This window comes from Lutibacter agarilyticus, from assembly GCF_900188235.1.
In the GTDB taxonomy this organism is placed as follows: Bacteria; Bacteroidota; Bacteroidia; order Flavobacteriales; family Flavobacteriaceae; genus Lutibacter; species Lutibacter agarilyticus.
In genome coordinates, this window is the sequence record NZ_FZNT01000001.1 from 597,894 (window position 1) to 610,565 (window position 12,672).

Genomic DNA, 12,672 nt, shown 5'->3' on the forward strand with positions numbered 1-12,672 from the left:
CGTACGTTTTTAATGGTTTAAACCGCACAAGTACTGTTGAAATTACTTGTGCAGTTTTTAAAATTTTAATTTGATTTAAGGTGTTTTCCGCTTTCAGGAATGTGAGATTCGGTAAGTTTTGAAATTTTATTCAAATCTATATCTCCGGTTAATGAAAGTATCACTGTTTCTGCTTTAACCGGGCTATCAGATCCTTCCATGTATTTCCCTACCCCATTCACAAACATTAGCAATTCACTTACATGGTCTTCGTCTTTTCCTTGACGCACATAAATTTTAACGTTTGTGTCTTCATCTTTCACACGCATTAATTCTGTTAATTTTGCAGCACTTAAATATTTATTCATTACATCAGACATCTGTGCTGCTATTTCAGGTTTTTCAGTAGTAAAAACTTTAAACGAACTTAAACCTTGAACCATTTCTAGGTATTCCTGACCTTCTTCACCACCACCTTTAAACTTAGCAAGCATTCTAAATGCTTCTTTGTTTACAATTACTGATGAAACATCATTCATGTCTTCAAACTTATCAAAAATTGAATTTTGAGCGTAGGTTGTAAGTGACATGAATACAACTGCGATTGATAAAATTATTTTTTTCATTATTGTGATTTTTTAGATTATTTAAAAACTTTGTTTTTAGCTGTTTCGAAGTACTGCAATTGTGCAATTGCTTCGTTTCCTTTATTTAAATTTGTTGAAAGCATATTAAACGCAACCTGAGTTTCGTTGTATATTTTTTCAGCCTTTCTTTGTTGGTTTTTTTCATAACCGGTATATAAACTAACCAGTAATACTATTGAGGCTGCTACAGATAACCATTTCCAATTCGTTTTTTTAGTGTTTAATTGCAATGGTTTTGTGTGCACTTCTTGTTTACTGATTGAAAAATATTCGAATAAGGGTTGATACTCTATTAAATGAGGAGCTACATTATCGCTTAAGAAATAATTTTTTAAAGTATTTTCTTCTGCAATGGTAGTTTCTGCATCTAAATATTTTTGCAACAACCTTTCTATGTTAGTTAATTCCATAATTGTGTTGTTTTATTAATTGTTCTCTAATTGTTTTTCTAGCTCTTGATAATGAAACTCTAATTGCTGTTGGTTTTAAATCTAACATTTTTGCAATTTCATCAAACTCGTATTGTTCAATATCTCTTAGCTGTATTATTATTTTTTGCTGCTCAGGTAAGTTTTCTATTAATTGATGAACGATACTTACACTGTCATTAAGGTCTGTTTTTTTATCTAAAGAAGTGTCTTTTTCTTTGTAATTACTATGAACCAATGTTAAATTACTAGCTTGTTTCGATTTCAATCTGTCAAAACAATAATTCTTAGTCATGGTCATCGCAAAAGCTTCTACACTTTTATATTCCTTCAGATTCTCTTTTTTATTCCATAATTTAAAATACAATTCTTGAGTTGCATCTTCAGCCTCTTCGGTAGATACCAATAAACGTTTCGCTAAACGAAAAACCTTATCTTTAAAGGGCATTACAGTTTTTAAAAACTCTGATTGATTCATTTCTTAAATTTATTTTCGGCATTATATTTGTTGCCGCTTTCTATTATGACGAGTAAGTTACAATATTGTAACAGTAATACTTATTATTTTTTTAAAAAGTAATATATTGCAGAGAATTTAATTAAAATCCTATTATATGAAAAAAATCAACTATTTGTTAGTTGCTTATTTATTTGTAAGCTTTACATTTTTAAGTTGTAGTAAAGATGAGAATGAAGATGAAGGTTCTGGAGATGCAACAGTTGTTTTAAATGACCCTATTTCAAACTTCACTTGGAAGGCTATGAATTCTTGGTATAATTGGAAAGACAATGTTCCTAATTTAGCTGATTCAAAAAAGGATGATATAGATGCTTATTACACCTATTTAAATGGATTTGAAAGTCCGGAAAAATTGTTTGACGACTTACTTTTTGATGCAGGAAATACAGATCGTTTTTCTTGGTTTATAGAAGATTATGTAGAGCAACAAAAATCTTTTCAAGGTGTAACAACTACTACAGGAATAAGAAGGTCGGCCCCTATTTTGGTTCCTGATACCGAAAGTGTAATTATTTATGCCCAACATATTTCTACGGGTTCTCCGGCTGATTTAGCAGGGATTAAACGTGGTAATATTATTAATGAAATTGATGGTGAGGTTATGAATACAACCAATTACGCCAGTGTAATCAATAAATTATACAGTGGTAATACAATTGTTGTTTCAACAGCTAAAGAAGAAAATGGTGTTTTAACAAAATTAAATGATTTTACAGTTACCCCTACTGAAGTTTCAGATAACCCCGTGCATTTTAGCAAGGTGTTTGAAAATGTAAATGGCAAAAAAGTTGGGTATTTAGTGTATAACGGATTTAGATCATCATATAATGATGAATTAAATGCTGTGTTTACAGAATTTAAAGGAAGTGGGATTTCTGAATTGATTTTAGATTTTAGAATTAATGGTGGTGGATCTGTAGAAACATCTGCTTTTTTAGCAAGTATGATTAACAAAAGTGCAGGTACAGATACTTTTGCAGATCTAAGATTTAATTCAAAACATTCAAATGAAAACGGAGAATATAATTTTGGAAACTCACTAAACATATATGATGTAAGTGGTGCTAAAACTGGTTCTGAAACAATAAATAGGTTGGCTGATATTACTAAATTATATGTTATTGTATCAGGTAACACAGCTTCTGCAAGTGAAATGATTATAAATGGATTAACACCATTTATGCCTGTTACACTTATTGGTGAAACTACTTACGGAAAAAATGTTGGATCAATTACTTTGTACGACTCTCCTACTTCTGATTATACTAGTCAGCCTAGCGAAAAGTCGAGTCATAAGAAGGCAATGCAACCAATTGTATTTCAGATTTTTAATAAATTAGGTGAAAGTGATTACACACAAGGTTTTGCTCCAGATATTGAAATTGAAGAATGGATGTCTTGGAGAAATATTTTACCTTATGGTGATGTAAACGAAGTGATGTTAAAAGCTGCTTTAGATGATATTAAGGGGGTAACTGCTAAACAACAGTTTAAAGTTGATGGAACTCAGATAATGGATGAAAAATCAATTCAAAAAATAAAGTTTGAAAATGAGATGTATATAGATGATCATTTTTTTAATGAAAAATAAAATTTAAATATTACCAAAAAAAGCAGGCTTAGTCCTGCTTTTTTTATGACTGTTTTTAAGTACATTTGTGAAAATCATCACAATTTTATGAAAAATATCCTAAACACCCTTTTAATAATTGTAATATTCAGTTCTTGTGCTGAAAAATACAAATCGCGTGAAACTGTTCAAATTTCATTAGAAAAATTCAAAATAGACAGTTCAAGTATTCGTGCAATTGAAATTATTAACGATTCAACTATTGTTTACGCGGGTTCAAGAGGAGATTTAGGTGTGGTTAGAGGTTCTGAAATTATTCCGATAGCGAGTAAAATTATAACAGATACTATAGTTCCTCATTTTAGATCTTTGGCATCTACAAATGTCGATTTATTTGCATTAAGCGTTGGAAACCCTGCGTTGCTTTATAAATACACTGATAATAGAATTGAGTTGGTTTACAAGGAAGAAAATGAAAAAGTGTTTTATGATAGTATGCATTTTTTTGATGATTTAAACGGAATTGCAATGGGTGATCCTACTGATGATTGCTTGTCTGTTTTAATTACTCGAGACGGTGGAAGTTCTTGGGGTAAAGTTAGTTGCAAGTATTTACCTAAAGTTGAAATAGGTGAAACTGCTTTTGCTGCTAGTAATACAAATATTGCTATTTATGGCGAAAATGCTTGGATAGTTACAGGCGGAAATAAAGCTAGAGTGTTTCACTCATCTGATATGGGATTAACTTGGAAGGTTTACAATACGCCAATTATTCAAGGAAAAGAAACTACAGGAATTTATACGGTTGCTTTTTACAACGAAAAACAAGGTATTATTTGTGGTGGAGATTATTTAGATAAATTTGGAAACAGTGCTAATAAAGCTATTACAAATAATGGTGGAAAAACGTGGAAAGTAGTTGCTGAAAATTCAGCTCCAAAATATGTAAGTTGTGTACAATATGTGCCTGAAGCAGATGGAAAAGAACTATTTGCAGTCTCTACTAACGGAATTTTCTTTTCAAATAATTCGGGTGAAAATTGGAAAAAAGTGAGTGATGAAGGTTTCTATAGTGTTAGAATTGCAAATAAAAATACAGCTTGGTTATCGGGGCATGAAACAGTTGCAAAAATGAAGATAAATTAAGTTGTTTTTATGAGCCGTTTTTTTAGTTTATATATCCTTCTTTTTGTATTTGTAAGTTGCTCAAAACCTTCAGAATTGAGTAGAGAGTTTAATTGTGAAAGCGTTCATCTCAAAAGTGTAACGCAAATATCGGACTTTAATAAAAACTTTAATATAAGTATTCCAAATACTTGGAAAACAAAGTTGTATTACGATAATTTTACTTCTGAAATTTTTGCTGCAGATACAATAAAACAATTTTCAGAAACATATATTTTAAGTGTCTCCTATAATTTAGGTGAAGTTAATTTTAATGATGCTTTTTTTAAGCGAAATGATTCTTTAGCAACTTCAAAAAACCTTAAAATTATTCAGTCGAAAAACATTCAATTTCAATCAAAAGAAAGTTATTATTATTTATTGAAAGGAATAAAAAATGACTTCACTTATCATCAATTTCAACTTACAGTAAAACTAACAGATAATAGCTTTTTTAACTCGTATATAGATGTTTATGGTGAGGTTGCTGTTGAAGATAGAATTTGTGAAGCAATCGCTATTTTAGATGAAATTGAATTTTTACAATAATTTAAGAGGTATACATTGTAAATCCTTAACTGAATGCTTATTTTTGACTAAAATTTAAATAAAATGCAACATATTATAGATCGCTTTGTAAAATACATTACAATTGACACACAATCAAACCCTAACAATCCTGCTTTTCCAAGCACTGAAAAACAATGGGATTTAGCCAAGGTTTTAGTAGATGAATTAAAAGAAATAGGATTGGAAGATGTTACTTTAGACGATAATTGCTACATTATGGCAACGCTGCCTTCAAATGTGGATTTTGAAGTACCAACCATTGGTTTTATTGCACATATTGATACGAGTCCAGATTACACAGGTACCAATGTAAAACCTCAATTTCATCCAAATTATAACGGAGAAGATATTGTATTAAACAAAGAAGAAAACATTATATTGTCCCCAAGTTATTTTGAAGACTTATTATTATATAAAGGTCAAACATTAATTACTACAGATGGTACTACGCTTTTAGGAGCAGACGATAAAGCAGGTATTGCTGAAATAGTTTCGGCAATGGAATATTTGATTGAGCATCCTGAAATTAAGCACGGAAAAATTAGAATTGGGTTTACACCTGATGAAGAAGTTGGTAAAGGAGCTCATCTGTTTGATGTTGATGCCTTTGGTGCTGAATGGGCATATACGATGGATGGTAGTCAAGTTGGTGAATTAGAATATGAGAATTTTAATGCAGCTGGCGGTAAAGTAACTATCAACGGTAAAATTGTACATCCTGGTTACGCAAAGGGTAAAATGATCAATTCTATGAGCATTGCTTCTGATTTTATCAAAGGATTACCATCAAATGAGGTTCCTGAGCAAACTACCGGTTATGAAGGTTTTTTCCACCTGCACTCTATGAATGGTGAGGTTGAAAAAACAGAACTTCAATACATTATTCGTGATCACGATATGGATTTATTTGAAAAAAGAAAGAAACAATTCCAAGAAGTAGCTGATAAGTTAAATAAGGAATTAGGTGGCAATTTAATTGAGGTTGAAATTAAAGACCAATATTTTAACATGCGCGAAAAAATTGAACCTGTAATGCATATTGTTGATATTGCTGAGGAAGCAATGAAGCAAGTTGGAATAACTCCGCTAATTAAAGCAATTAGAGGTGGTACTGATGGCTCTCAACTATCTTACAAAGGTTTACCTTGTCCTAATATTTTTGCTGGCGGACATAATTTTCATGGTAGATATGAGTATGTTGCGGCAGAATCTTTACAGTTAGCTACAGATGTAATTGTAAATATAGCGCAATTAACTGCTGAAAAAGCAAAATAATACCACAACACATATTAAAAGCCTACCAGTTTATTTACAACTGCTAGGCTTTGTTATTTCAAAAACCTATTATTTTGAATTTGAAAACTCAATATTTAACAACTTGTTAAATGTTGTTATAAAAATGAATTATATTTTAAATACTAAAAGTGTTTTCTATTTTTGAAACTTCTAAAAAAGAACGAATGGATAATCAACAATTACTAGCGCTTACAGAAAAATACGGCAGCCCTTTATATGTATACGATGCAAATATTATTGAATCTCAATACCATCGTATGGTGAATGCTTTTTCATCAGTAAAAAGTTTAAATATAAACTATGCTGTCAAGGCAAATTCAAACATAAATATTTTAAAAGTTCTTAAAAACCTAGATGCAGGTGTTGATTGTGTTTCTATTCAAGAAGTTCTATTGGCTATTGAAGCTGGTTTTGAAGTAAATAAAATATTCTTTACTCCTAGTGGAATTTCTATTGAAGAAATGGAGAAAGCAACAGCGTTGGGTGTTCAAATAACTTTAGATAGTTTGTCTGTAACACAAAAATTTGGAGAAAAACATCCAAATATTCCAATTTGTCTTCGCATCAATCCTCATGTAATGGCTGGTGGAAATCATAAAATTTCTGTTGGACATATAGATTCTAAATTTGGTATTTCAATTCACCAGATTGAAGATGTGAAGAAAATAATTAGTGAAACCGGTCTAAAAGTAATTGGTATTCATATGCATACAGGTTCTGATATTTACAATATTGAAGCTTTTCTAACTGCTACAGAGATTTTATTAAATACAGTTAAAGAATTTGATACCATTGAGTTTGTTGATTTTGGAAGCGGATTCAAAGTACCTTACAAAGAAGGAGATATTGAAACCAATATTGAAGAAATGGGAGAAACGTTAAGTAAACGTTTTAACGATTTTTGTACTGAGTATGGTAGAGATTTAACGCTAATTTTTGAGCCTGGTAAATTTTTAGTGAGTGCCGCTGGATGTTTACTGGTAAAAGTAAATGTTGTAAAACCAACTCCTAATATTGTATTTATTGGTGTTGATAGTGGATTAAACCATTTACTTCGCCCTATGATGTACGATTCATACCACCATATAACTAATATTTCAAATCCTGAAGGAAAAGAAAAAATATACGACATTGTAGGTTATATATGTGAAAATGATACGTTTGGTTCAAACAGAAGTATCAGTAAAATTTCTGAAAATGATATTTTATGCATTCATAATGCAGGAGCTTATAGTTTTTCAATGGCATCAAATTACAACTCACGATATAGACCAGCTGAAGTAATGGTTTATAACGGTGAAGATTATTTGATACGTAAACGTGAAACTTTTGAGGACCTGCTAAAAAATCAAGTAATTATCGATTTATAATATATGTAAAAAACTCCAAGGTTATACTTGGAGTTTTTTATTATTCATAAAAAGTTCTTTAAAATAATGAGTAGAGTTTAACTATTGTCGTCGAATATTAATATATCAGTAAAATTAATTTAAAACTCTTGTGGTTTTAAAAAAATAGTTACTTTTGACGTATGCAAATAGCAACAACATCTAAGTTAATTTCTAACGCAATTGATATGCGCAACTTAATTATTGCTACAACTACAGCTACAATTACCCTTTAGGGGTTATTTTCTATTCATATCGTCCGTATATTATATTGATTTTCATAAAAATGAAAATCACAATATCAAAAAATAAAACATATTTAATAAACATATTAAATTAATACAAATGAAAGTATTAAAATTTGGAGGCTCATCTGTAGCATCTTCGGAAAACATAAAAAAAGTTATAAAAATAGTAAAAGAAAGCTCGTTGCAAACCAATGTTGCAGTGGTTGTTTCAGCTCTTGGAGGTGTAACAGATTTACTATTAAAAGCTGGAGAATTAGCTTGTAATGGTGATGAAGCTTATAAAGAAATTTTCAAAACTATTGAAGATAAACATATAACTGTAGTTAGAGAGTTGATTCCAGTGAACAATCAAAGTGGAGTTTTAGGGCACATTAAAAAAATGTTAAATATATTAGAAAACACGTTGGAAGGTGTATTTTTAATTAATGAATTGTCAGCTAAAACCTCTGATAAAATTGTAAGTTTTGGTGAGTTGTTTTCTTCATATATTATTGCTGAAGCTATAAAAAGCAATCATTTAAATGCTGAATTAAAAAACACACAAGAATTAATTGTAACTGACGAGAATTTCTCAAATGCTGCAGTACTATTCGAAAAAACCAATGCAAATATTGAAGCGTTTTTTAATCAAAATAAGGCTAAAATAGTAATGTTTCCTGGTTTTGTTGCAAAAACAGAAAAAGGTGAAGTTTCTACGTTGGGCCGTGGTGGATCAGATTATACTGCTGCAATAATTGCTGCGGCTACAAATTCAGAACTATTAGAAATTTGGACTGATGTAAGCGGTATGTATACGGCAAATCCTAACTTTGTTCGTGAGGCATTTCCTATCAACAATATTTCTTACCAAGAAGCAATGGAATTATCGCACTTTGGAGCTAAAGTGTTATACCCTCCTACTATTCAGCCAATATTAAAAAAGGAGATTCCAATTTGTATAAAAAACACGTTTGAACCAAAAGCTGAAGGTACTTTAATTGTTAAAACTTCATCAAATAACAATCCTATTAAAGGAATTAGTCATATTGAAAATATGGCCTTAGTTACAATTGAAGGCGGTGGAATGATTGGTATTCCAGGTATTTCAAAACGTTTATTTGGCGCATTGTCTTCAGAAAAAATAAGTGTTTCTTTAATAACACAAGCGTCTTCAGAGCATTCAATTTGTTTTGCAATAAGTAATAAAGATGCATCTAAAGCTAAACAAGCCATTAATGACGAGTTTAGCTATGAAATTGAACAACAAAAAATAGATCCAGTAATTGTTGAGGAAAATAACGCAATTATTGCGTTGGTTGGCGATCATATGAAAAGTCACCAAGGTATCAGTGGTAAAATGTTTAGCACACTTGGTAAAAACAATGTAAATATTAGAGCCATTGCACAAGGTGCTTCAGAAAAAAATATTTCAGCAGTGATTGCTCATAAGGATATTAAAAAAGCACTGAATGTTTTACACGCAGCATTTTTTGAAAACCAAACCAAACAATTAAACCTTTTTGTTGTTGGTGTTGGAAATGTTGGTGGCAAATTATTAGAACAAATAAAACAACAACAACAATATTTAATCGATAATTTAAAATTACAGGTCCGTGTTATTGGGGTTACCAATTCACGTAAAATGTTTTTTAATGAAGATGGAATTAATTTAGATTCTTACCAGCAAGGACTAGATAATGGTGAAACATTGGATTTAGATTTATTTCATAAAAAAGTTACTGAATTAAATTACAGAAATAGCATTTTTGTAGACAATACTGCAAGTGCTAAAATATCAGAATTATATGCTGATTATTTAAAAGAAAGCGTGTCGGTTGTTACGTGTAATAAAATTGCTTGTTCATCTAATTACACCAATTATTTAAACCTAAAACAACTATCTAGAGAATACAATGCACCTTTCTTATTTGAAACAAATGTTGGTGCTGGTTTACCTATAATAGATACACTTAAAAACTTAATTGCTTCAGGAGATAAAGTAACTAAAATACAGGCAGTTCTATCGGGTAGCTTAAACTTTGTATTTAATAATTTTAACATTGAAACTTCTTTTGCAGAGGTAGTAGATCTGGCAGGAATTCAAGGCTATACGGAGCCAGATCCTCGTATAGATTTAAGTGGTGTTGATGTCATGCGAAAGATTTTAATTTTAGCTCGTGAAAGCGGTAGCAGATTAGAATTAAGTGATATTGAAAACGATTCGTTTTTACCGCAAGCTTCGTTAGATGCTGATTCAGTTCCTGAGTTTTTAGAAACATTAAAAACCGAGGCTGAACACTTCAATAAAATTTATCAAAATGCCGCTGCTAACAATTGTAGACTAAAATTTGTTGCCGAATATGATAACGGTGCTGCAAATGTTGGATTGAAAGAAATTCCATCAGATCATCCTTTCTATAATTTAGATGGAAGTGACAATATTGTGTTGTTTTTTACAGATAGATATCCAGTTCAACCATTAATTATTAAAGGTGCTGGTGCAGGTGCAGATGTTACTGCTTCTGGTTTATTTGCAGATATTATTAGAATTGGAAATAACTAAACGTATGGATCAGCTCAAAATATTTACGCCGGCAACCATTGCAAATGTATCCTGTGGTTTTGATGTTTTAGGATTAGCATTAGATACTGTTGGTGATGAAATGACAATCAAGAAAGTCGCAAAAAAAGGAGTCACAATTACTAAAATTATTGGACAGAATTTACCTTTAGAAACACATAAAAATGTTGCAGGTGTTGCTGCTTTGGCTTTATTGGCTGAAATAGATTGTGAGTTTGGTTTTGAAATTGAAATAAATAAATGCATTAAACCTGGTAGTGGTATTGGAAGTAGCGCTGCAAGTTCAGCGGGGGCTGTTTGGGCAATGAATGAATTACTAGGAAAACCTTTTGGTGTTACCGATTTAGTTCGTTTTGCAATGGAAGGTGAACGTTTAGCTACTGGAGTAGCACATGCCGATAATGTTGCTCCTGCCCTTTTTGGTGGTTTTACATTAGTTAGAAGTTACGAGCCGTTAGATGTAATTAGCATAAATACGCCTTCTGAATTGTATGCTTCTGTGATTCACCCTCAAATTGAAGTAAAAACTGCTGATGCTCGTGAAATATTAAAAACGAATGTTTCTTTGAAAGATGCCATTAAGCAATGGGGAAATGTTGGAGGATTGATTAGTGGTTTGTACACGGAAGATTACGATTTAATTGGTCGTTCTCTAGAAGATTATATTATTGAACCAATACGATCAATATTAATACCTGCTTTTGATGCAGTGAAACAAAAATCAATTGCAGCTGGAGCTTTAGGCTGTGGTATTTCAGGATCTGGACCATCCATTTTTGCCTTAAGTAAAGGTGAAGCTACTGCTGTAAAAGTAGCTGAAGCTATGAAAAAAGTGTATGAAAACGTAGGGATTGATTATGATATCCACGTTTCAAAAGTTAATAATCAAGGAATAAAAATATTAAATTAATAATGTGGCGATTGAGCGGAGTCGAAACCACATTAACAATAAAAGGTCATTTTGACTCCGCTCAATGACCAAAATTTATCAAAAATGAACTACTATAGTTTAAATAAAAATGCTCCAAATGTATCTTTTAAAGATGCCGTTGTAAAAGGTTTAGCACCTGATAAAGGATTGTATTTCCCAGAAAGCATTACGCCTTTGGCCGAAGATTTTTTTAATCACATAGAATATTTTTCAAACAATGAAATTGCTTATGAAGTTATTAAGCAATTTGTTGGTGATGAAATTTCAGAAAAGGAGTTAAAACAAATAATAGAGGAAACCTTAAGTTTTGATTTCCCTTTAGTTAAAATTGAAAAAGATATTTATTCTTTAGAATTGTTTCACGGACCAACAATGGCTTTTAAAGATGTTGGTGCTCGCTTTATGGCGCGTTGTTTTAGAGCTTTTAATAAACAAAAAAACGCTGAAAAAGTCACTGTTTTAGTAGCTACTTCAGGTGATACTGGCGGCGCTGTTGCAAGTGGTTTTTTAGGTGTTGACGGAGTTGACGTTGTTATTTTATATCCTAGCGGAAAAGTTAGTGATGTACAAGAAAAACAATTAACTGCATTGGGTCAAAACATTAGTGCGCTAGAGGTTAACGGTACTTTTGATGATTGCCAAGCAATGGTGAAAACAGCTTTTTTAGATACTGAATTGACTTCAAAAATGAATTTAACTTCAGCAAACTCTATTAATGTTGCACGTTGGTTACCTCAAATGTTTTATTTCTTTTTTGCTTACAAACAATTAAAAGACAAAAAGAAGGACTTAGTTTTTTCAGTACCTAGTGGTAACTTCGGAAATATTTGTGCCGGTATTATGGCACAACAATTAGGATTGCCAATTAAGCAATTTATTGCTTCAACAAACATAAATGATATAGTTCCAAATTATATGGAAACAGGTGTTTACACGCCTAAACCATCAAAACAAACAATTTCAAACGCTATGGATGTTGGTGATCCAAGTAACTTTATTCGTATTCAAGAAATTTACAAGAACAACGATACTTTATTAAAAAAGAATCTAACTTCTTATTCCTTTACTGACGACGAAACCCGCAAGGCTATGCAAACAATAAAGGCTACTTCAGGTTATATTGCAGACCCTCATGGAGCTGTAGGTTATTTAGGGTTGAAAAAATATTTTAAAAACAACAAAGCTCTTGGTGTATTTTTAGAAACTGCACACCCCGTAAAGTTTTTAGATGTTGTAGAGCCTGTTTTAAATGAAACTATAGCATTTCCTCCACAAATTTTAGAAGTAATTAATAAAGAAAAAATTTCCAAAGAAATTTCAACTTATAACGAGTTAAAGGATTATTTACTAGCTAATTAAGCTATCTAGTTA

At 31.2% G+C, this 12,672-nt stretch carries 11 protein-coding genes; 8 read left to right on the forward strand and 3 right to left on the reverse strand.

Translation table 11 applies throughout. The features are described 5' to 3' along the window. Positions 1-65: 65 nt before the first annotated feature. From CHB67_RS02395 to CHB67_RS02405, 3 genes are read right to left on the reverse strand one after another with little or no spacing between them, the layout of a single operon-like run. Entirely contained in the window at positions 66-605 is a 540-nt protein-coding gene (locus CHB67_RS02395; protein WP_089380133.1) for a DUF4252 domain-containing protein, read from the reverse strand. 17 nt (positions 606-622) lie between these two features. Further along, positions 623-1,036: a hypothetical protein gene (locus CHB67_RS02400; protein ID WP_089380134.1), complete on the reverse strand. Its 414-nt coding sequence runs from the start codon at positions 1,034-1,036 to the stop codon at positions 623-625. Continuing rightward, entirely contained in the window at positions 1,023-1,532 is a 510-nt protein-coding gene (locus CHB67_RS02405; protein ID WP_089380135.1) for an RNA polymerase sigma factor, read from the reverse strand. Before CHB67_RS02405 ends, CHB67_RS02400 begins: the two co-directional genes overlap by 14 nt. A gap of 136 nt (positions 1,533-1,668) precedes the next feature. Between CHB67_RS02405 and CHB67_RS02410 the strand changes: the two genes are divergently transcribed. From CHB67_RS02410 to thrC, 8 genes are all read left to right on the forward strand, one after another. Beyond that, the gene (locus tag CHB67_RS02410) at positions 1,669-3,165 is read left to right on the forward strand and encodes a S41 family peptidase (protein WP_089380136.1); all 1,497 of its coding nucleotides are present in this window, start codon (positions 1,669-1,671) and stop codon (positions 3,163-3,165) included. A gap of 87 nt (positions 3,166-3,252) precedes the next feature. After that, positions 3,253-4,290 carry a sialidase family protein gene (locus CHB67_RS02415; protein WP_089380137.1) on the forward strand — a complete coding sequence of 346 codons (1,038 nt, stop codon included), beginning with the start codon at positions 3,253-3,255 and terminating at the stop codon, positions 4,288-4,290. A 9-nt stretch (positions 4,291-4,299) separates the two neighbouring features. Further along, entirely contained in the window at positions 4,300-4,857 is a 558-nt protein-coding gene (locus CHB67_RS02420) for a hypothetical protein (RefSeq protein ID WP_089380138.1), read from the forward strand. 63 nt (positions 4,858-4,920) lie between these two features. Continuing rightward, positions 4,921-6,153 (forward strand): peptidase T, encoded by a 1,233-nt coding sequence (gene pepT, locus CHB67_RS02425; RefSeq protein ID WP_089380139.1) that lies wholly within the window; start codon positions 4,921-4,923, stop codon positions 6,151-6,153. A 185-nt stretch (positions 6,154-6,338) separates the two neighbouring features. Then, entirely contained in the window at positions 6,339-7,544 is a 1,206-nt protein-coding gene (gene lysA, locus CHB67_RS02430; RefSeq protein ID WP_089380140.1) for a diaminopimelate decarboxylase, read from the forward strand. A gap of 363 nt (positions 7,545-7,907) precedes the next feature. Further along, positions 7,908-10,352: a bifunctional aspartate kinase/homoserine dehydrogenase I gene (thrA, locus tag CHB67_RS02435; protein ID WP_089380141.1), complete on the forward strand. Its 2,445-nt coding sequence runs from the start codon at positions 7,908-7,910 to the stop codon at positions 10,350-10,352. Between the two features lie 4 nt (positions 10,353-10,356). Next, positions 10,357-11,280 carry a homoserine kinase gene (locus CHB67_RS02440; RefSeq protein ID WP_089380216.1) on the forward strand — a complete coding sequence of 308 codons (924 nt, stop codon included), beginning with the start codon at positions 10,357-10,359 and terminating at the stop codon, positions 11,278-11,280. An 84-nt stretch (positions 11,281-11,364) separates the two neighbouring features. Further along, complete coding sequence (gene thrC, locus CHB67_RS02445) at positions 11,365-12,660, forward strand: threonine synthase (protein ID WP_089380142.1); 1,296 nt, start codon at positions 11,365-11,367, stop codon at positions 12,658-12,660. Positions 12,661-12,672 lie beyond the last annotated feature (12 nt).